The organism is Pseudomonas sp. D3, from assembly GCF_029320995.1.
Lineage (GTDB): Bacteria > Pseudomonadota > Gammaproteobacteria > Pseudomonadales > Pseudomonadaceae > Aquipseudomonas > Aquipseudomonas paraveronii.
The window spans coordinates 3,357,978-3,378,972 of sequence record NZ_CP119772.1 but is presented as its reverse complement, the minus strand read 5'-3'; the positions used below and the strand labels follow the sequence as shown (position 1 = coordinate 3,378,972).

General features: G+C 58.9%; 13 protein-coding genes. 4 read left to right on the top strand and 9 right to left on the bottom strand.

Features of this window, described 5'->3' with window-relative positions:
- The first annotated feature begins 188 nt into the window (after positions 1-188).
- A complete protein-coding gene (locus tag P3S72_RS15400) occupies positions 189-4,793 on the top strand; it encodes a hypothetical protein (protein ID WP_276192934.1) in 4,605 nt (1,534 codons plus the stop codon).
- Between the two features lie 64 nt (positions 4,794-4,857).
- On the opposite strand, the gene P3S72_RS15395 is transcribed toward P3S72_RS15400, so the two are convergent.
- From P3S72_RS15395 to P3S72_RS15375, 5 genes are all read right to left on the bottom strand, one after another.
- Complete coding sequence (locus tag P3S72_RS15395; RefSeq protein ID WP_247398395.1) at positions 4,858-5,235, bottom strand: response regulator; 378 nt, start codon at positions 5,233-5,235, stop codon at positions 4,858-4,860.
- Between the two features lie 78 nt (positions 5,236-5,313).
- Entirely contained in the window at positions 5,314-6,507 is a 1,194-nt protein-coding gene (locus tag P3S72_RS15390) for a hybrid sensor histidine kinase/response regulator (RefSeq protein ID WP_276192933.1), read from the bottom strand.
- A complete protein-coding gene (locus tag P3S72_RS15385) occupies positions 6,501-7,100 on the bottom strand; it encodes a chemotaxis protein CheB (RefSeq protein ID WP_247398400.1) in 600 nt (199 codons plus the stop codon). The genes P3S72_RS15390 and P3S72_RS15385 overlap by 7 nt, the downstream gene beginning before the upstream one ends.
- Positions 7,097-7,912, bottom strand: a complete 816-nt coding sequence (locus P3S72_RS15380) for a protein-glutamate O-methyltransferase CheR (RefSeq protein ID WP_247398411.1) — start codon at positions 7,910-7,912, stop codon at positions 7,097-7,099. Before P3S72_RS15380 ends, P3S72_RS15385 begins: the two co-directional genes overlap by 4 nt.
- A gap of 15 nt (positions 7,913-7,927) precedes the next feature.
- The gene (locus tag P3S72_RS15375; RefSeq protein WP_276192932.1) at positions 7,928-11,425 is read right to left on the bottom strand and encodes a response regulator; all 3,498 of its coding nucleotides are present in this window, start codon (positions 11,423-11,425) and stop codon (positions 7,928-7,930) included.
- A 274-nt stretch (positions 11,426-11,699) separates the two neighbouring features.
- On the opposite strand from P3S72_RS15375, the gene P3S72_RS15370 reads away from it, so the two are divergent.
- From P3S72_RS15370 to P3S72_RS15360, 3 genes are all read left to right on the top strand, one after another.
- The gene (locus P3S72_RS15370; protein ID WP_276192931.1) at positions 11,700-15,323 is read left to right on the top strand and encodes a hypothetical protein; all 3,624 of its coding nucleotides are present in this window, start codon (positions 11,700-11,702) and stop codon (positions 15,321-15,323) included.
- A 150-nt stretch (positions 15,324-15,473) separates the two neighbouring features.
- Positions 15,474-15,839 (top strand): response regulator, encoded by a 366-nt coding sequence (locus tag P3S72_RS15365; protein ID WP_276192930.1) that lies wholly within the window; start codon positions 15,474-15,476, stop codon positions 15,837-15,839.
- Positions 15,840-16,004: 165 nt separating this feature from the next.
- The gene (locus tag P3S72_RS15360) at positions 16,005-17,405 is read left to right on the top strand and encodes a DUF1254 domain-containing protein (RefSeq protein WP_276192928.1); all 1,401 of its coding nucleotides are present in this window, start codon (positions 16,005-16,007) and stop codon (positions 17,403-17,405) included.
- An 18-nt stretch (positions 17,406-17,423) separates the two neighbouring features.
- Here the strand turns inward: P3S72_RS15360 and P3S72_RS15355 are convergent, their stop codons facing one another.
- From P3S72_RS15355 to P3S72_RS15340, 4 genes are all read right to left on the bottom strand, one after another.
- Entirely contained in the window at positions 17,424-18,095 is a 672-nt protein-coding gene (locus P3S72_RS15355; protein ID WP_247403298.1) for a DUF3313 domain-containing protein, read from the bottom strand.
- 79 nt (positions 18,096-18,174) lie between these two features.
- Entirely contained in the window at positions 18,175-18,669 is a 495-nt protein-coding gene (locus P3S72_RS15350) for a hypothetical protein (protein WP_276192927.1), read from the bottom strand.
- Positions 18,670-18,737: 68 nt separating this feature from the next.
- On the bottom strand, positions 18,738-19,202 hold the full coding sequence (locus tag P3S72_RS15345) for a DUF934 domain-containing protein (RefSeq protein ID WP_276192926.1): 465 nt from the start codon (positions 19,200-19,202) through the stop codon (positions 18,738-18,740).
- Positions 19,199-20,863 (bottom strand): nitrite/sulfite reductase, encoded by a 1,665-nt coding sequence (locus P3S72_RS15340; protein ID WP_276192924.1) that lies wholly within the window; start codon positions 20,861-20,863, stop codon positions 19,199-19,201. The genes P3S72_RS15345 and P3S72_RS15340 overlap by 4 nt, the downstream gene beginning before the upstream one ends.
- Positions 20,864-20,995 lie beyond the last annotated feature (132 nt).

The window sequence follows — 20,995 nt, the reverse complement described above, 5'->3', positions numbered from 1 at the left end:
GGACTTCAATCCTGATGATAGAGCCGTAGCCTATGACGATTTCCAGCAGCCTCCTGCACACCCCCCCGCCGCCTCACGTTGCCGCCGACGCGCTCCAACCCGCTGCGCGGGGGCATGTGGAGTCCGGTCACGAAAGCGCCCCCCTCATTGCCACTGGCGATTCCCCGAGGGCCAGCGGCGACAGCGCGTTGGCGCAAAACTATGGCAAGGCCTTGCTGGGCTTCACCGGTGTTCCCACCAACGACAACGCCATCTTGGTGGATATTCCACCAGACTCAACATTTGGCCAGTGGTGGAAGCTGTTGGGCGAGGCCACTCAGTCCCCCGAGTTCCTTGACTGGCGGCGCCACGCCAGAGCCCTGCCTGGGTCGATCAAAATCCTGCCGCAAAGCGGTCAAGTCACCTACCGCGTGACCCCGGATGTTTCGCTCGATACGCCATTACAGATGCGTGCAAGCGAGGACAAGCACTGGTCGGCGGTGCGAGGGCCGTTAATGGATGCCGGACGGGTCATATCCGGCAGGAATAGGCCGTTCCCGCTCCCTTCGCCCGAGAGCGCCAACCGCGCGCCGGCCTGGCTGGTTGGGCAGTTCTACCAAGAGCCGACGCGAATTTCCCCTTCTGAATTCCAGCAACGCGCCACCGAACTAGAGCGCGATAAAACCTTTGCACAGCTTGATACGGCGGTGTTCCCTGGCCTCTATGACGAGCGCAGCGAGCACGCACTCGACACTCAGAAGGCGCTGCTGGGGAATATCAATAACCGACATCAAGCCGCTGTGCTGTTAAAGCATCTGGGGACAGCGCTTGCCTCAGGCACCCTTGAGTCGTCGCAGATCCCCGAGTATCTGCGGGAAAACACCTTCGAGCTGAACCCCCATTCCTCATACCGACAGGACCAAGGCTTGCAGGAAGGAGGCGTCGTCAGCCTGGCTGACTTTTTTGAACACCACGGCTTTGATAAACCCGGCGCTGCGCGAGAAGTGGAGAACCTCAGGCTATCTCTCCTCACTCCCACATCGCGAAGTCCCGCCAATGGCAACTATGGTGGCGCGCTGTCCTGGCCGCAGCCGATTGACACGGACACCCAGCGCCAACTATTGGCATTCTTGCAGCACGGCAATGTTGGCGATCTGAACCTGGGATCCAACCGCAATGTGCTGGAAGCATTGATGCAAGGTGTGGTGATCGAAGCCAACGAGTTTCGCAATCCGCGGGAACTGCTCGATCGACTCATCCAATGGCCCAAGGGCCAGGCGCTGGGGGCGGCCATCCAGGCCAAGTTCAACACACTGTCAGTCAAAGGCAGTGTCAATGACTGGTTAATGGCTGCCTTGAACCTGAATTACACCGATGCATTTACCCGGGCGACCTTGCCCCAGAAGCATATTTCAGGCTTTGACCTGGCCGGCCAGCAGCTTAAAGGCAAGCCTTTGTCAGAGACGGCCCAGCGCGTGGCCAACCATTTGTACTTCATCACAAAAGAGGCTTCGTCACCGGAAAAAGCCAGTATCCAGGCCTACCTGAAACTGGCATCCAAGGCGCCGGAATTGCTGGTAAAGGATATCCCAGCCGTGGTCACTCATGGCTCCCCTGCCCACGTCAGCTTCAGTACGGCGGTGGCCCGCATTGAGGCAGAGACCCCGGGCCGGGCATCAACGATGACTTACGGGGAAGTCATGGTGTACGCCGATATCGCCCCGGTTTCCCATGCTCAGCGTCAGATCGAATATGTCGCTCAGCATGACGCCCTGAAGGAATGGGGCCTGACCAACAGTATCGTCGCGCGTGTGATGTCGCCTGCGGATATGCAAACCATCACCGATGCCTTTAACCAACAGGTCGGCGAACTGAGAGCCGCTTCCGAAGCACAGCGCACGCCTGCGCCTGCGTCTCGCAAAGAGATGGCCCTGGCCGAATTGCGCAAGACGTTGGGCAATGACGCACGCCTGGAACTGAAGTGCATCGTACTGAGCACCTACGACAAAGATCGACCAGGGCCTTACTCGATATTGGACTTATACATGGAGAACATGCTGCACAACCCGCCCAAGGTGCCCTACCACCCCGCCAGGCGCAACGGCGCCTCACAACCCCCCAACCAGTGGGTGATTGAGCCCTACACAGCACCACGCAGAGGCCCTGGACGCTCTGCCGCCAACACGCCCAATTTCACCCTCGAAGAAGTCTTGAGCAAGACCCAGTCGCTGAAGAACATCAGCAGGGAATTCGTGAGTGAGTTCAAACAGTTTGGCCGCGCTCTGGACAGCAGCGTCGCCACGCAAGTCAAGCACTTGATCGCCCAGTTGCCGCTGGAAGACCGCCAGAATATCGAATACGGGAGCCTCTCGATCTTCACGGAGTTCAAGGGCGAATATCAGGCCAGCGGTATCGTCCGGGTACCGGCTGCCGAGGGTAACCCTGTGCTATTGAAAGTGATGCGCGACGGGATTGCCCACACCTATGAACTGAATGTCCAAAAGAACACGCTCACCAAACGCCGGGATCTCGGCGATTTCCAACCCGGTTATCAGCCTGGGTTTCATATAGAAGACGGAAAACCGCGTGATAACAGGACGCCTTACACGGACATGGTCCCCGTCACACTGTCCATCCCCGATGAAGGTAGCCCGCTTGTACGGCAACAGCTCGTACAAGAAAAAACCGACACCGGGGCGCCGTTGAATAGTTTCTCCAGCGCCAGAAGCGTGGCCATCGGTGCCACGGCGGCCAAGGTCAGCAGTGTATGGGGAGCGCTGGAAGCCGAGGCCCAAGGGGGCACGACGGTTGAGTCCGAGGTTCCGTTCTACAGGAAGTTGAACACGTTTCTGCTTAACTTGATCCCACTGCGCTCGGCGATCAAAAACTTCACAGATGGCAATATCGGCGACGGCATCGTTGACCTGTCACTCGACGTATTTGGCGTCATGACGGCCGGGGCGGCGACCGTGGGCAAAGCAGCGAAAGTGGTAACCAGCACCCTCTCTGCGGGTAGCAAGGCCTTGCGCATAGGAAAAACCCTGGGGCTTGGCGCGATCAGCCTGGTCAACCCGCTGGACGGTGCGGCGGATTTGCTGCGCGCTACAGGTCGCGGCGTGGCAAGTGCAGGCAAACGTGTCATCAGCGACGCGATTCAAGACATCCGGCAACTGCGAGGCACGCACACTGGCTACGACTTGGTCGCCGCAAGCAAACAGTACGACGCCGCCGCGATGGGCACCTTCAAGACTTCCGGCGAGACGCAGCAAGGTGCCGCTGTGCTCCAGGAAGGTAAATGGTATGCCTTTGATACTGCGACCCAGCGCCCGTTCGGCAAGGCACTGGACGATTTCCAAGCGTCCATTCGAGGCGGCACTCCGGCGCTTCGTGCGTGGCAAAACGTGCTGACGCCTCCCTCACCGGCGTCGATTCAAATCCGCAAAGATTGGGGAACGTTACTTGATCGTCACCAACGAGATGGGATGCCCAGCGCAGCCTTTAAGAATGGCTATGAAGAGGGCGCGCCGGAACGGATCAAGGGTTATGTCAAGGGCATGAAATCAGAAGACGTGATGAAGCTAGCACTCCGTCCGGACCGAACCGCAAGAGAGGTGGGCACATTAGTCCGGCAGCAGGAAAGGCTGGCTGTGCAGCACGGGCTCAACGGCACACAGTATTTCAACGCCCACGTAAATACTGTCGGAGGAACGTTCACCCCCGTACCTCAGGCCTTCTACCTTAGCCAGGTCAACCGTCTTTCCGAGGGCCAGTGCGCCGCCCTTGCTCGTACCTTCGCGTCAGCCAAGGCTCAAGGAAAAGAGCGGGTGTTCATCGACAACCTGTACATCGCCGCCGCTAATCCACGGAGCGAGGCGGCGCGAGTATTTACTCGCACATTAGGTGAGGTGCAAAAAAGCATCAGCACACCGACGATGTTTCACGCCGGTAATCCGCAGCGCCAGGTAACGTACCAGGACATGATTACGGAACTGGCCAACGCACCGGGCGGCAAGACAGTGATGATCGACTCCCCTGGCCATGCAATGCTGGCAGGGTCCGTGCCGGATGGCGACGCTAAGAAGTTCTTTTTTTACGACCCAAATTTTGGAGTGGCCGAGTTCTCAAGCGAGGCCATGATGAAGCGTGGCCTCGAAAAAATATTCAATGATAAGAAGCTGCCGGTCCAATACAAAACTTATAGCAATGCCCCCAAAAAACTTGAATTCAAGATCAGTGACCATAACGAGTCGTGGATAGGCACCGCGAGTCTTCATGACAGACCTATCAAACGGCTTTATGAAGACCCTATCCCGACGACTACCACTAACGTGAAGCCCCCCGCTCAGACCCACTACGTCCATATGTCGGAGTATACGGACGTCACCGTCACTGACCCGACGTCAATCATCAGCACCCGAGGTATTGGTGACTGTTCGACACTGGCAGTGCTTACCGACTTGAACGACGGTGTCTACCGGAAACGAACATTGATGCACTTCCCTGGCGGCACGCCGACGACTGAACAACATAGGGTGCTTAAACAACTGGAGGGGAAATTGGATCAGGGAAGCAAAGTGATTTATGTGGGCGGCGATAATGTCCGGAGCATCCCGGGATTAGGCATCGCACTGAAGCAAAGTCACGCCAGTGAACAAGTGGTGTTCAATATCGCAAACAAATACCCGGCCTCCACTACGATCGCAACGGCCAACCGCATTGACATAAAACCCGATGGATCATTTGAGCTCTTCGAGGGGAATAACCCAGCTCGGGTACTTGATCCGCAAGCAAAGGCCGAGGTGCTTGCCTGGTAACCCTGACTTCTCGCCGGTCAGGAGCGTCAGAGCCTATTCGAGGGTTGACTGACACACGGACGTGTCACACCAACAAGCGCTGGATATGCTCTTGCAGCGTATCCAGGTCAAACGGCTTGGCCAGGATCGGCGCCTTGCGGGTGATCGGGCTGTTGCAGTCGAGGATTTCCTGAGGATATCCGCTGATAAAAATCACTTTCAGTTCCGGGCGCAACTTGATCGCCGGCTCGGCGATCTGCACACCTGTGACGCCGCCAGGCAGGCGATAGTCAGTCACCATCAGGTCCAGGTGCGGTTTACTGGCGAGGATTTCAAACGCCTCCTCCCCATTGATCGCCTTCAATACCCGATAGCCCAGGCCTTTGAGGTATTCGTCCAGCACAAACATAATGGATTCGTCGTCCTCGACGATCAGAACAACGTCTTGTGCATCTTCACTCATGGGAAGCCTTTGTCCGGTCAATTGCTGCAATTACGACCATGCAGTCATGTAGAGGTTGCGTCGAAGTGACGATTGTTTTCACAGCGACGCTTCCAGAGGCAGGCACACCCGGAACAACGCGCCCTCGCCTATCTGGCTCTCCACCTCGATGGTGCCGCTATGGGCCGCGACGATCTGCTCGGAAATAAACAGCCCCAGGCCCAGGCCTGCGGCAACATGGCTGGCGGACACCCGCTCGAACTGCTGGAAAATCCGCTTCTGGTTGTCTGCGCTGATGCCGATGCCGTGGTCTCGTACCTCGATCCGTGCCATGCCCTGTTCACTATACACCCGCACTTCCACCGGGCTCTTGGCGCCATAGCGCAAGGCGTTGGTCAGCAGGTTGGACACGACCTGCTCGATGCGAAACTCATCCCAGCTACCTTCCACCGGGCCTTGGGCCTCCAACTGTATGGACGACTCGGCGGCGGCCACTTGCGGCGCGAAGTTTTCCAGCAGGTTGCGCACCAATTGCGTGAGGTCAAAGCGTGCCGGACGAATCGACAGTTTGCCGGTGCGGATGCGCGAGACGTCGAGCATGTCTTCGATCAGGCGGATAAGGCTATGGATCTGCCGCTCATCACGGTCGACCATGGCGTGCATCTTGTCCAGGGTAAACGCTGCGGCGTTGTCCCGGGCCAGGTGCATTTTGCGCAACTGGGTTTCGAGGATCAGCCCATTGAGCGGCGTGCGCACTTCGTGGGCGACGATCGACATGAAGTCATCGCGCATGCGTACCGCCTGCTCCAGCTCAGCCTGAGTGGCCTGCAGGCGTGCCAGCAGCAGCTCCTGTTCGCGACGGCTGTGCTCCAGCGCTTCCACCTGCAGCTTCATCGCCTTGCTTTGGCGGTACAGGTCGACGAACACATTGACCTTGCTCTTCACCGCATGGATATCCAGCGGCTTGTGCAGGAAGTCCACGGCGCCGCTTTCGTAGCCCTTGAAGGCATAGTTGAGTTCGCGGCCGGCGGCGCTGACGAACACAATCGGAATGTTCTTGGTTTTTTCGGTGCCGCGCATCAACTCGGCCAGCTCGAAACCGTTCATGCCGGGCATCTGCACATCGAGAATCGCCATGGCGAACTCGTGCTCCAGCAACAGGGACAAGGCCTCGTCGGCGCTCAATGCCTTGAAGACTTGACGGTCCTCGCGCTTGATCAGCGCTTCGAGGGCCAGCAGGTTTTCCGGCAGATCATCGACGATCAGCAGTTTGGCCTGGACAGTACTTAACATGGGGAAGATTCCAGGGAAGCCAGCAATGAGCCAATCCGGCTCAAGCTCAGAATATGATCAGGAGAGTGTAAGGCCAGGGCCGCCAGGGGCATCACGGCAATCCGGGCGTCCTTGGGGTCCTGGACCACGGTGGTGGCGCCGGATTGCTTGGCGTGGGCCAGCCCTTGGGCGCCATCCTGGTTGGCGCCGGTCAGCAAAATCGCCAGCAAGCCCTGGCCATAGGCATCTGCGGCCGAAGCGAACAGGTAATCGATGGCGGGCCGGGAGTGGTGTACCCGGTCTTCCTGGCTCAAAGACAGGCTGCGGTCATGCTCCACCGACAGGTGATAACCGGGGCTGGCGAAGTACAAGGTGCCCGGTTGGATCACTTCCTTGTCCTGCCCTTCGCGTACCGGAATCCGCAAACGCCGCGCAAACACTTCTGCCAACTGGCTACGGCGCTGGTCCGGCAGGTGCAGCACGGCAATGATCGGTAGGCTGAAGGTCTCCGGCAGATCGCCAAAAATACTCAGCAACGCCTCAACGCCGCCGGCGGACGCGCCGACGACGATGGCTTCAATCCCACAAATCGGGTTGGCGGCAGCGTCGTTCATGATTTTCGGTAGATCCGTTCCTGTTTGACCAAGGGCTCGAATTGCGTGCTGTAGGCGGAAAAATCCACGGTTTCCTTGCTGCCAAGCACAAGAAAACCACGATGACACAACGACTCATGAAACAATCCAAAGGCCCTATCTTGCAACTTTTTATTGAAGTAAATCAGTACATTGCGACACGAAATTAATTGAGTTTCTGAGAATACACTGTCAGTTGCCAGGCTGTGGTCGGCGAACGTGACATTTTCGCGCAACGTCTTGTCGAAGATCGCGTAATCGTAAGCTGCCGTGTAGTAGTCGGCAAATGAACGCTGCCCGCCGGCTTGCTGGTAGTTGGCGGTATAGGCTCGCACATTCTCCAGGGAGAAGATCCCCTGCTTGGCTTTATCCAGCGACGCAGGATTGATGTCCGTGGCGTAGATGATGGTGCGTTCCAGTAGCCCTTCTTCGCGCAGCAGAATCGCCATGGAGTACACCTCCTCCCCCGTGCTGCAACCAGCGATCCAGATCTTGATCGACGGGTAAGTCTTGAGCAGCGGCACCACTTCCTGGCGGATCGCGAGGAAGTGCGACGGGTCGCGAAACATCTCGCTGACCGGGATCGTCAAAAACTGCAGCAACTGCATGAACGCCGCCGGGTCGTGCAGCACGCGCTCCTGCAGCGCCGAAATCGTCGCGCAGTCAAACTGGCGCAGGGCATGGGCCACACGGCGTTTGACCGACGCCCCGGAGTAGTCGCGAAAGTCATAGCTGTACTTGAGGTAGATCGCCTCAATCAGCAAGCGCAGTTCAATATCACTGCTTTTTTCCAAAAAACTGCGCTCCACTTAAATACGTTCCATCTTCGGTAGCCATACGCGAATCAGCGAGAACAGGCGATCCAGATCAATTGGCTTGGCCAGGTAATCGTTGGAGCCGGCCGCGAGGCAACGCTCCTGATCGTCCTTCATCGCCTTGGCCGTCACTGCGATGATCGGCAGCTTCTTCCAGCGTGGGTCCTGGCGGATCAAGGCGGTGGCCTCGTAACCGTCCATTTCCGGCATCATCACGTCCATCAGCACCAGGTCGATATCGTCGATTTCATTGAGTCTGGCGATGGCTTCATGGCCGTTACGCCCGATCACCACCACGGCGCCTTTGTGCTCCAGGGCGCTGGTCAGGGCGAAGATGTTGCGCACATCGTCGTCCACCAACAGGATCTTGCGCCCTTCGAAGACCTTGTCGCGGCTGCGCGCGGTCTTGAGCATCTTCTGGCGCTCATGGGACAACTGCGATTCGACTTTGTGCAAAAAGAGTGTGACTTCGTCGAGCAGGCGCTCCGGCGAACGGGCGCCCTTGATGATGATCGAGCGCGAATACTTGCGCAGCTCGGCCTCTTCGTCGCGGGTCAGGTTGCGCCCGGTGTAGACGATCACCGGCGGGAACGAGCAGATATCCTCGGTGGCCATGCGTTTGAGCAGCTCGTTGCCGAGCATGTCCGGTAACTTGAGGTCGATGATCATGCAGTCGTAGATGTTGGTGCGCAGCAGATCGAGGGCTTCCTGGGCAAAGCCGACGGCGGTGATCTCGATGTCATCGTCGCCGATCAGGCGGGCAATGCTCTCACGCTGCAGGTCGTCGTCTTCTACCAGCAGGATGCGCTTGACCTTCTGGGTCAGCTTGGCTTCCAGGCGCCCAAACACGTCCTTGAGCTCTTCGCGGGTGGTGGGTTTCACCGCGTAACCGATGGCGCCCATGTGCATGGCAGCTTCGACGCGGTCTTCCACAGAAATCACATGCACGGGGATGTGGCGGGTATTGGCGTGTTCCTTGAGGCGTTGCAGCACCGTCAGCCCGGAATGATCCGGCAAACGCATGTCGAGCAAAATGGCGTCGGGGATGTATTCCTCGGCCAGGCTGTAACCCTCATCCGCGCCATGGGCCACCAGGCAGTGGTAGCCCAGCTCATGGGCGAGGTCGAACAGGATGCGCGCAAAATTCGGTTCGTCTTCCACCACCAGGATGCAACGCGTGGTGAACGGCGCTTTTTCGCGGTCGTCGGCAAACTGCGGGATCTGTGTGGCATCGGCCACCGGCAGCGGCGAGACAGCGATGGGCTTGGGCGCCGGGGCGGCAACGACCTGGCGCGGTTGTTCGGCCGGTGCAGCGTCTTCATCGCGTTCGACGTACTGCTCCGGGACGACCAGGGTGAAAATGCTGCCCTGGCCGGGTTCGCTGGTGACGCTGATATAGCCGCCGAGCAACGCGGCCAGGTCACGGGAGATCGACAACCCCAGGCCGGTGCCGCCGTAACGGCGATTGGTGGTGCCGTCGGCCTGGCGGAAGGCTTCGAAGATGCTTTCCTGCTGATCCGGGGCGATACCTATCCCGGAATCGCGCACGGTAAAGGCAATGCCCTCACCCGGTGCGCGGGACACCGACAGGCTGACCTGGCCCTGCTCAGTGAACTTGACCGCGTTGGACAGCAGGTTCTTGAGAATCTGCTCCAGGCGCTGGCGGTCGGTAAAGAGCAGGGTCGGCGTACCTTCCTGCACCTCCACCTGGAACCCCAGCTTGCGGTCGGCCGCCAGCGGCTCGAACATCCCGCGCAGGCCGTCGACCAGGCGCGCCACGCTGGAGTTTTCCGGGCGCATTTCCAGCTTGCCGGCTTCGACCTTGGAGATATCCAGGATGTCGTTGATCAGGTTGAGCAGGTCATTGCCGGCGGAATAGATCGATTCGGCAAACTTGACTTGCTCGGCGCTGAGGTTTTCCTGGGGGTTCTCCGCCAGCAACTTGGCCAGGATCAGCGAACTGTTCAGCGGCGTGCGCAGTTCGTGGGACATGTTGGCGAGGAATTCGGATTTGTACTTGCTGGAGCGCTGCAACTCTTCGGCGCGGTCTTCCAGTTCGAGCTGAGCCTGGTTGAGCTCGACGTTCTTGCGGTCCATGGCATCGCGCTGCTCGACCAGGGTCTGGGCCTGCTCGGCCAATTGCTCGTTCGTCTGCTCGAGTTCCGCCTGTTGCGTTTCCAGGTGGGTCTGGGACTCCTTGAGGATGCGCGATTGCTCTTCCAGTTCTTCGTTGGCGGTTTTGAGTTCTTCCTGCTGCACTTGCAGCTCTTCATTGAGCTGTTGGGTCTCGGCCAGAACTTCCTGCAGGCGCTGGCGATAGCGGGCGGCCTCAATGGAGGTGCCGATATTGCCGGCGATGAGTTCCAGCAACTCGACATCGCGGTCTTCCAACGGGCGCAGGAAGCCCAGTTCGACCACGCCGTTGACCCGGTCGTCATCACTGGTGGGCATCACCAGTACGCTTCGCGTCGGCCCCTCACCCAGGCCGGAACTGACCTTGAAGTAGTCGACAGGCACATCGTCCAGGCGAATCAGGCGATCGAGCTGGGCGGCCTGCCCAACGATGCCTTCGTCGCTATAGATCGCCTGCTCCTGCTGCTCCTGTTCGCGGGAGAAACCATAGGTGGCAACGCGTTTGAGGCCGCCGTGTTCTTCACGCACATACAGCGCCGCGACCGCCGAGCCCATGTACTGGGCAAAGAACTGCAGGATATTGCGCCCCAACAGGTTCAGGGTCAGTTGACCGAGCACCTGCTCGGCCAATTCAGTCTGGCCATTGCGCAGCCAGGCTTGCTGTTCCAAGCGTCGCGCAATCTTCTCTTGTGACGCGAGGTTTTCGCTATAACTATTTGATAGAGAAAGTAAATTTTTACGACCAATGTAGGCCAGGAAGCCACTCAACCCCAGCACGAACACCAAGTACAGGGTGACGCTGATGACGGTAGTACGAGTGACTTCTGCGTTGCGCGCGATCCGGAACTGTTGCTCCATCGCCACCGCTTCGTCGTATTCGTTACGAATCTCATCCGTCAGGCGTTTGCCCCGGCCAGCCTTCACCGCGCTGCGGTAATCACCGCTCTCGCGCTGCATATCAATCATCGACTGGGCGTATTTGTTCCACTCGATTTGCAGGGCTTCCAGGCGCTTGAGGCGGTCCACCTGCTGGGGGTTGTCCGCTACCAGCTCCTGCAAATTGCGCAAATCGGCAATGATCCGCGGCTTGGCCACTTCATATGGGTCGAGAAAATGCTCGTCGCCCGTGATCAGGAAGCCGCGCATGCCGGTTTCCAGATCAACCGTCAGCTTGGACGTTTCATTGAGGTTATTGATGACCCGGTCGGTGTGCTCTACCCATTGGATCACCGACAACAAATAAGTGATCAGGCACACGAAAAACACCGCGCTGAGAACGCCCACACCGAGGGGCAGTGCCACGTTGCGGCTCAACAGTGCACGAAAACTCTTTTCATCGACGGACGACGAGGGGGTCATGGGCATACCTTGGCCAAATACGGAAAAACCCGGAGTTTGCCCCAAAGTTGCCGTTGAACGCTATTTTTCTGCCATGAACGGGTGCAATCCGAAAAAAAATGCAGCAAAAGTGCCCTGAGCACCGTGCAACTTCCGTCGTCGTTTCAGTTGCTCACACTCTGCGCACCCTGATCCGGAACCTGGGTGGTCAGGTTTCACACAGAAGAAAGCGTCTTGGGAAAAGGGAAGCTCCGCGAAAAAGACGTTCACCTTCTTTTCAAAAAACGGTGCTCGCATGACTATTTCTTCTTTGCAAACCCGACCCAGCGCTTCATTGACATCCCTTTTCGCGCAAACGCCAGAACCTCTCGATACCCGGCCTGCCATGACGCTCACATCCGGCCACGACTCACCGGTGCCAACACTGCCGCCCGCCAGCGTCACCGTCGAGCAAAGCTCCAGCCTCAAGGCGAAGCTGGGGCATCATCACAACTTCAAAACACTCGGAGACAAACTTAACGAAATCGCCCGGCGGCTAGGGCCTGATGCCTCCCCTTCGGCGGTGCTGGCGGCCCTCAAGACAACACCTATGGACGTTCACCCCGACTCGGTTTATTACGCCGAAGTCGGCAGCAGCACCACATTGGAGACCTTCATCAATCGTCAGGGGAGATTGCTTTTACCCTATAGCCATTTATCCCTGACCGGTCTCTCGGACGCCGTGACCCACCAATCCCTGGCACACCCCTTGGGTAACCTGGGCGGCGCCCTCAGTTGGCCGGTCCCCCCGAGCGCCGACGTGCAACAACGCTTGCGCGCCAGCACCCAGAATTACACTGACCCCCTTGGGCAAAAACAACCGCTCAAGCAAACCACAGGCGGGATATTGGAGTTCTTGCGGCATCGAACCCCTCTCCCGCCAGAAGCGCTGACGACCCCAGTCGCTACGTTGAACGCCCTCATCAGTTCCCCAGAGGCACAATCGTTGGGCAGCGCGCTTCAGGAACAGATGCAGGGTATTGCTACCGATAGCAGCACGCTCGACTACCTCCTCGCTGCCGTGATACTGCAACTGGACCCTGAGTCCATCGCCGCCCCCCAACGCAACAGCGTTGCCGGTTTTGACCTGGCCGACGAAAAACTCAAGGGCAAGTCGGCCGCCGAGATAGTCGCTGCGCTGCGTCAACACTTGGTGGCAGACGGTAAAACCAGTCCTGAACTGGCAGGCGCAGCCGCCCACCTGCTACTGGCGGGTCGTGCGCCAGTATTCCTGATCAAGGACATTCCAAGCAGCGTGACCTATGGCAGTCCGGCCTGGGTCAATCTCGCGGTGGCCGCGACGACAATCGACACCAGCACACCTGGCCGGGTCGCCAATATGACCTTCGCCGAGGTCATGCTGGAGGCCGAACACGCAAGCGGCGCAGACGAGAACGTGACGGACGCCGCGCAGCGTAACGCCTTGACCGACTGGGGCGTGACCAATGGCATGCTGGAAAAAAAAGCCGACCGCCTATACACCTCCGACGACTTGAACGACCTGGTGACCCGTTTCAATGAGCGCCGATCGCTGATGTCGTCAGCGTCAGAGGCATTCGACAAAGACATCCCGTCGCGCAAAGAGTTGGCATTGGCCGAGTTGCGAAAGCGCTTTCCCGATCAGGAAGCGCTGTTTGAAGAAAAACTGATTCATGTGAGCCGCGTCCCCGGTGGCGATATCCGCCGCAGCAACCTGATAGTGGGCCCCCATTCGCTATTGGATATCGCCATGATGGACGTGGGACCCGACGCGGTTTACAGCACTCGCGACAGCCGCGTGCCTCTGGCGGCATTGAACGCCAAACCCAGCTTTGGTGTGGCGGAGGCGTTCGAGTCGCAATTCAACAGCGTCATTGAGGAAAAAAAGAGCGCGATCAACACCTATGTAAAGCACTTGATCGGCCAATTACCTGCCGACGACCGAAAGAACTTTGAAGAGGGCAAGGTTAGTTTTTTTCAAAAACATTCCCATAAACTGGGATTGGGCTTTTTCAACGACAAAACGGAGCTACCAAAAGGCGAACAATTGTTGGTAAGGATTGAGCGCGACGGGGTGACCCGCGCGTATGAGATCAACTTCAACGCCGGCGCTATCCGCAGTATTCCGCAGTGGCAAGCAACGCCTGACTCTTCAAGGACTGCGAATATCGTCTACGAAACAAAAGAGTTCTCGCCCAGCGCTGGTCAATCCCTGCTCAGCACTGAACAGGCCGCGTCTGGTCGATCACCCACTGATACCTTTGCCTCGCCGCGTGTTCACCTGATCGCCGACGCCTTTGTTGAGCACCTCAATCTCGATGATCCCGCTATCAAGCAACAGGCGCGCGGCCTCACCACGGACGACAAAAACCGGGACAGGGCCGAGACGGTTGAGAACTTCCTGTTAAACCTGATCCCTTTGCGCTCGGCTATCAGCCATTTCCGCAACGGCCATGTTGTTGACGGCTTGATCGATCTCAGCCTGGACGCATTCGGTTTTGTGACCGCAGGTGCAGGTGCGGCTGGAAAGGTGGTCAAGATCGCGGGCACCGCCGCTTCGACGGCAACCAGGGTGGCACGGTCGGCAAAAGTCATCGGCATGGCCACTGTCAGCGCGCTCAACCCGCTGGGCGGCGCGGGCGACTTGGCGGTTGGCGGGGCCCGCCTGGCCGGTGGCGGGCTCAAGTTCCTCGGCGCCAAAGGCCTCCAGAGCGTGAATGCCTTGCGCGGCGCTTCGGGCAGCTATGACCTGTTAAAAGCCGCCAGCAAAGACAATGTGGTCGCCGCAACGGGCACCTTGAAAATCGGCGAGCACAGTATCGACGGGGCCGCCGTCCTGAAAAATGGCCAATGGCACGCCTTCGACACCGAAAAAATGCGCGCATACGGTGGGCCGCTCCAGGGTTTCACACCCGCCACCGTGTCGGCGAAGGGTCAGCTCAACCAGAGTTTTACCGACTGGCTCTACAAGAAACTGGTGGGCGATGCATTACCGCTGCAGGCCCCGCCGAGTGTACTCGGTCAATATGTGCCCAAGGCGTTTGAAGATGCGTTGAGACGCGCCCAACGTCCCGAAAATATTTTCGACTTCAACGTAGGCTATACGAACGGGGACCCGCACAAGGTGCCTGGTTATTCATCCGATTTGAATGTCATTGAGCTACAGGCCATGGTCTCCCATGGGTGGATGAGCGCCAGCGACGTTGGCACCCTGAGCAGGCAGATTGAGCGCAAGAAAGTAAAGCTTATCCAGGAAGGCTTTATGCTGTTCCAGCGGGACATCCACGCCGCTGGCGGCTCCTTGACCCCAATGCCCCAGGAGTTTTACCTCAGCCAGGTCGACCTTGCGTCGCCAGGCGAGTGTGCGGGTATGGCCAATACCCTGGCGCTGGCAATGCACTCCGGCGAAGAAACCACCTACATGGGAAACATGTTCAAAGCCGCCGCCAATTCAAAAGACCCCTCGGCTGCACAGCTCATCCACAACCTCAAGGCTTTTCATGACCAGGTCAAACACCACGACACCTTCCATATGGGCAAGCAGCCCAGGCAAATTCCCTATCAGCAAATCACTAAAGAACTGACACATGCGGCGCCGCCAAGGAGCCTCAGGATTGCCACGACGGATCACGCGTTGCTTGCCGGCGTCACCGTCAGGAACGACAAGCCTGTCTGGTTTTACTTCGATCCGAATTTCGGGCTGGCCAAGTTTGACTCGGCCGAGGCGATGAAAAATGGCCTGGAGCGGACCTTGAACCGAGGCACCAGCCCGTTTCGGCACAGGGCGTTTGGCGCCAATCCGGGCTCACCTGAGTATCAGGTGAGCTATTTTGATGTCGGTGATATGGCCGCTTACCGCGATTCCGCAGAGGTCAGCCGTATGGCAACTGCACCGTTGTGAGTATTCGCAAAAACCTGACGGGACATTCTGCTTCGCCAAGGTCACAATGCCAGCAGCTTTTCGGAACTTGCTGGCATTGCCGCCACTCACTATTGGGTTGCGTTTAGACCTGCCACGCCCAGCACCTTCACTTTTTCAGGAATGTTCACTATGTCGGCCGTCACCTCAACCATTCTCGTAGTCGAAGACGACACCATCGTGCGCATGCTGATCGTCGACGTACTCGAAGAGCTGGGGTTTCGTGTACTTGAGGCTGAAAACGCCCAATCGGCGCTCAAATTCGTGAAAGAGACGGGCAATGTCATTGACCTGATGATGACCGATGTCGGCCTGCCGGACATGAATGGCCGGGACTTGGCCATCCTGGTGCGAGAACGGCGTCCGCAACTGCCGGTCCTGTTTGCCAGTGGTTATGCCGAGAGCGTCGAGGTTCCGCCCGGCATGCAATTGATCGCCAAGCCGTTCTCCATCGATCAACTGCGTGACAAGGTCAAAGCCATGCTTGGCACGGCCTGACGTTAGCGCTCCCCTCCAATGCCGCCCAGTTGGGCGGCATTTTTGCGTCAAGCAGTGCGTCATGCCGGGATTAACGTGACGTTCGACCGATAAAGTCGGAAACTCGACGCTTTGCCACGCCACTCAATAGCACTCCTCACAAGACCTCTGGAAGGACGCAACAACATGATTGGAAAACCGACGCGCCTGCTGTTGGCGAGCCTCTCGATACTCATGAGCACTGGCGCCTGGGCCGACTTTACGGCCACCCCCTCTGAAGCTCGGGCGATTGCCAAGGAAGCCTATTTGTATGGCTACCCGGTCGTGGAAATGTACAAGACGCTCTACACCCAGGCGGTCGACAAAGGCGGCGTCAACTACAAGGCACCCTTTAACCGTATCGGCAATACCGCCCAGGTCTTCACCCCCAAGGACACCGCGCTCGCCACGCCGAACCCCGACACGCCCTACTCCTTCGTCTGGATGGACCTGCGCAGCGAGCCGCTGGTGCTGACGTTGCCCAAGATTGAAGACAACCGCTATTACTCGGTGCAACTGATCGACCTCTATACGCAGAACTTCGCGTACCTGGGCACGCGCAGCACCGGCAACAATGGCGGCCACTACATGATCGCCGGGCCCGACTGGAAAGGTCAGCAGCCGGTCGACGTGGATCGCGTGGTGTACAGCGAAAGCAATATCGCCTACGCCCTGTACCGCACGCAGTTGTTTGACGAAAAGGACCTGAACAAGGTCAAGCAGATCCAGAATGGCTACAAAGTGCAGTCGCTCAGCAGCTACGTGAAACAGGCCGCCCCAGCCAAGGCGCCGAAGATCGATTGGCCCAAGCCGATGGCCAGCATGAGCGAAGGCCCGCAACTGTTTCGTTACTTGAACTTCATGCTCGCCTTCGCTGCGCCCCAGGACAGTGAGAAAGACCTGCTCGCACGCTTTGCCACCATCGGCATCGCACCGGGCGCGCCGTTCAAGGTCAACCAGTTGAGCGCCGAACAGCGTAAAGCGCTGGAAGACGGGATCGCCGACGCCAAGGCCGAGTTTGCAGCGTTCAAAAAAGACAAACTCGACACCCAGCAGGTTGCCATAGGCGACTTGTTCGGCAACCGCGATCACCTGAACAACAACTACTTGTACCGCTATGCCGGTGCCGACGTGGGGCTTTTCGGCAACTCCGCCGATGAAGCCACCTACTTCAATTACGTTGTCGACAGTGAAGGCAAGCCCGCCAACGGCGCTCGCCACAGCTACACCGTGCACTTCGCCAAGGACCAACTGCCGCCGGCCGATGCGTTCTGGTCACTGACCCTGTACGACACCAAGACCAAGTTGCTGGTGCCCAACCACAAGAAACGCTACGTGATCAACTCGCGGATGCTGCCCCACCTCAAGCTGGACGCCGATGGCGGCCTGACCCTGGCGCTGCAGCACCACGAACCGCCAAAAGCCGAGCAGAGCAACTGGTTGCCGGCACCGCCCGGCCCGTTCTACGCCGTGTTGCGGATGTACCTGCCAAAGCCCGAGGCGAATAACGGTCAGTGGAAACTGCCGCCGCTGACTCCACTGAAATAGTCCCAGGCACTGCGCGATTTACTGCTTTTTCAGTTTCACATAGGACTGGTGCAAGTCCGACGCCCAACCGTCGACCACGCTTTTTACGTCATTGGGCGTCATCACCTGCGAGTCGTTTTCCAGCGGCTTGCCGGTGCCCTTGCGTACCACCTCAGCGATCACCTTGCCGTTGGCGCCGTCGAGAAACTGCGCCTCGGTGCCCAGCACAGTGTCCTGGTCGCGGATGCCGGTGCCGGTGCTCACCGCCGCAGCCACCAAGGCGACCGGCACGAACTCATAAGGTTTCAGCCCCTGGGTTTTACTGCTGACCGCCGTGATCGCTGCGCGCACCACTAACACTCCGTTGCCTGGCCCTTGTGCAAGGGGCAATGACTTGCCGATTTCGCGCTTGAGGGCCTGATTGAAGTAGTCGTTGATGCCGCGCAACGTGCTCTCAGGGATTTTCGCAGTGGCTTGGGGCCTGGGGTAAAACTGGGTCGGTTCGATATACACCGCGTTGTAGCGGCCCAGATCCAGTGTCGGATCGACCCAGCGCATTACCTTGACGCCCGAAGGCGACTTGGCCGGCTTGAGGAGGCTGTAATCGGATAGGAATCCCGAATACTCATCCGGTTGCGTGACTTGGCTGGCACAGCCCACCATCCCGATCGTGGCGATGCAGAGCGTGCTGATCATTAGCCTTAGTTTCATCCTCGAACTCCTTGGCAGTCATCATCAGAACGTTGAGCTGTAGGTATAGCCAATCCTGTAAAAAACAGCGTTGAAAAACTCAGCCGCGCTCGCGAGGGATCAGGCTCTGCAACTGCGCGGCGAGGAAATTGGCGTTGAAGGCGAAGGTGTCCGGGTCTTTCAGGCCGTTGGTTTTTTTCCACAACCAGTCGTTTTTATCCGCCGGCAGCACCAGCGAGACGCTGCCGTGCCGGGCTGCGGTCAGGCCCATGACCGCCACCGAAATCAAGCCGGCGACGCCCATCACGTCCGGCACGAACTCGACGTTTTTGCCGGTGATCAGCACGGTGAGCTTTTCGCTCTTGAAGGGCGACGTCTCCACCGGAATGCTCGGGCCGCTGGCGACATACGCTTCGCGGTGGACTTCAAGCAAGCCAGCGGTATTGACCGGCTCCAGCCATTGTTCGATCTGCTGGAACAACTCGCCAAGCTTTAGCGCCCAGCGCGCCGATTGCAGCTCGAACTGCTGTTTTTTATGGGCTTCGCTGTCGGCGTAATGACGAAGCATCTCGCCCAGTTGCTGTACATCATCCATTGCGGTTTTCCTTGGGTGAGCCGTAGTGCGAACCACGATCATGGCAGATGCGGCGACTCACCGTGTGATTAACGCCGACGGAACAGCGGGCGTGGCTCGATCGCGCTGCGCCCATATTGCACGCTCATCCCCGCCAGCCCCTTCAGGGCGTCTTCAGCCGATTTGTCCGCGCGCACCGCAAATGCATCGAACCCGCACTGGCGCATGTGACTGAGCTGATCGCGCAGCACATCACCGATCGCCCGCAACTCGCCTCGCCAGCCCATACGCATACGCAACAGATAGGCCTGGCTGTAGGCGCGCCCGTCGCGAAAGCTGGGGAAATCCAGGGCAATCAGCGGCAGCGTGGCGAGCCAGGGCAGCACCTGTTCGACCTCATCATCCGGGCCCAACCACACGCCATGCCCCGGCGCATAGGACGCCAGCGGCAGGATCAGCGCACCGCCCGCCGGCACGTCATCACGCACCAATACCCACGGATCATCCGCAACCAGACGCGCTTCACCCTGCTCAAGTCTCAACAGATTGTTCATGCCGGCTGCTCCGCGTATACCCGCTCTTTGAACGGCTCCAGGCCAATGCGCTGCACGGTATCGACAAAGCGCTCTTCACTTTCGCGGTAGCGCACAAACGTGCTGATCACGCGCTCGATCACATCCGGAATCTCAGCGGCGCTGAACGAGGGGCCGATCACTTTGCCCAGTGAACTGTGTTTTCCCTGGGCCCCGCCGAGGGTGATCTGATACCACTCACTGCCATTCTTATCGACGCCCAGGATGCCGATATTGCCAATGTGGTGATGGCCGCAGGCATTGATGCAGCCGGAAATATTCAGGCTGATATCACCCAGGTCGTGCAGGTAGTCGAGGTTATCGAAGCGCTGTTGGATCGCCTGGGCGATGGGGATCGACTTGGCATTGGCCAGGGCGCAGAAGTCGCCGCCGGGGCAGGCAATGATGTCAGTCAGCAGGCCGATATTCGCCGCGCCCAAGCCGTGTTCACAGGCCAGGCGCCACAAGGCATGCAACTGATCCTTGGGCACATCCGGCAACACGATGTTCTGTTCATGGGCGATGCGTATTTCACCAAAGCCAAACCGCTCCGCCCACTGGGCCACGGCCTCCATTTGCTGGGCGGTAACGTCGCCGGGCGGCGCGCTGATGCCAGGTTTGGTGGACAGCACCACGCTGGTGTAGCCCGCGACTTTATGCGGCATGACGTTGCGGCTGACCCAGCGCGCAAAGCCCGGATTGTCGGCCAGCTCGGTGCCGTAGGCCAGGCTGGTATCGCTGAGCGAGGCGTAAGCCGGCGGCACGAAGGCCGATGCCACGCGGTCGTACTCGGCATCGGTCAACTGCGCCGGGCCATCGCGCAGGTACTGCCATTCTTCCTCAACTTCCCGGGAAAACGCCTCGATCCCCAGCGCTTTGACCAGGATCTTGATGCGCGCCTTGTACTTGTTGTCCCGCCGGCCATGCCGGTTGTACACGCGCAACACCGCCTCGACGTAGGACAGCAGGTGCCGCCACGGCAAGCCCTCGCGGATCTGCAAGCCTAGGATCGGTGTGCGTCCCAGGCCACCGCCCACCATCACGCGCAACAGCATGTCGCCTTGGTCGTCGCGGTAAAGGTACAGGCCGATGTCGTGCATCATGATCGCCGCGCGGTCTTCGCGGGCCGAGCAGATGGCGATCTTGAACTTGCGCGGCAGGAACAGGAATTCCGGGTTGATGGTAGACCATTGGCGCAGGATCTCCGCCAAGGGCCGTGGGTCCAGCAGTTCATCGGCGGCCACCCCGGCAAAGGCTTCGGTGGTGATATTGCGCACGCAGTTGCCGGAGGTCTGGATCGCATGCATGTCGACCTGGGCCAGGCGTTCAAGGATGTCGGGCACCTGGTGCAGCTCGATCCAGTTGAACTGCAGGTTCTGGCGGGTGGTGAAGTGGCCGTAGCCACGGTCGTAGTCGCGGGCGATGCTGGCCAGGGTGCGCATCTGTTCGGCGCTCAAAGTGCCATAGGGAATCGCCACCCGCAGCATGTAGGCATGCTTTTGCAGGTACAGGCCGTTCTGCAGGCGCAAGGGCAGAAACTCTTCTTCGCTCAAGTCGCCAGCGATATAGCGCTCGACCTGATCACGAAATTGCGCCACGCGCTCGAACACCAGCGCCCGGTCGTATGCGTCGTACTGGTACATATCACCGCCTCATCAGGGTTGGCCGCGTCCCAGGGCGCGACTTCTAGGGGGGCGACTATGCACCTGCGGCGCAGGGCGTAAAAGATTCAGGTGCTGGCATAAAAAGCAGATCAGATGGACTGTAAGTCGTGC

Excerpts from the sequence above, each read along its gene's own strand:
- P3S72_RS15395 (WP_247398395.1), bottom strand. The coding sequence starts at position 5,235 with ATGAGTGAAGATGCACAAGACGTTGTTCTGATCGTCGAGGACGACGAA.
- P3S72_RS15390 (WP_276192933.1), bottom strand. The coding sequence starts at position 6,507 with ATGTTAAGTACTGTCCAGGCCAAACTGCTGATCGTCGATGATCTGCCG.
- P3S72_RS15385 (WP_247398400.1), bottom strand. The coding sequence starts at position 7,100 with ATGAACGACGCTGCCGCCAACCCGATTTGTGGGATTGAAGCCATCGTC.
- P3S72_RS15375 (WP_276192932.1), bottom strand. The coding sequence starts at position 11,425 with ATGACCCCCTCGTCGTCCGTCGATGAAAAGAGTTTTCGTGCACTGTTG.
- P3S72_RS15370 (WP_276192931.1), top strand. The coding sequence starts at position 11,700 with ATGACTATTTCTTCTTTGCAAACCCGACCCAGCGCTTCATTGACATCC.
- P3S72_RS15365 (WP_276192930.1), top strand. The coding sequence starts at position 15,474 with ATGTCGGCCGTCACCTCAACCATTCTCGTAGTCGAAGACGACACCATC.
- P3S72_RS15360 (WP_276192928.1), top strand. The coding sequence starts at position 16,005 with ATGATTGGAAAACCGACGCGCCTGCTGTTGGCGAGCCTCTCGATACTC.
- P3S72_RS15355 (WP_247403298.1), bottom strand. The coding sequence starts at position 18,095 with ATGAAACTAAGGCTAATGATCAGCACGCTCTGCATCGCCACGATCGGG.
- P3S72_RS15350 (WP_276192927.1), bottom strand. The coding sequence starts at position 18,669 with ATGGATGATGTACAGCAACTGGGCGAGATGCTTCGTCATTACGCCGAC.
- P3S72_RS15345 (WP_276192926.1), bottom strand. The coding sequence starts at position 19,202 with ATGAACAATCTGTTGAGACTTGAGCAGGGTGAAGCGCGTCTGGTTGCG.
- P3S72_RS15340 (WP_276192924.1), bottom strand. The coding sequence starts at position 20,863 with ATGTACCAGTACGACGCATACGACCGGGCGCTGGTGTTCGAGCGCGTG.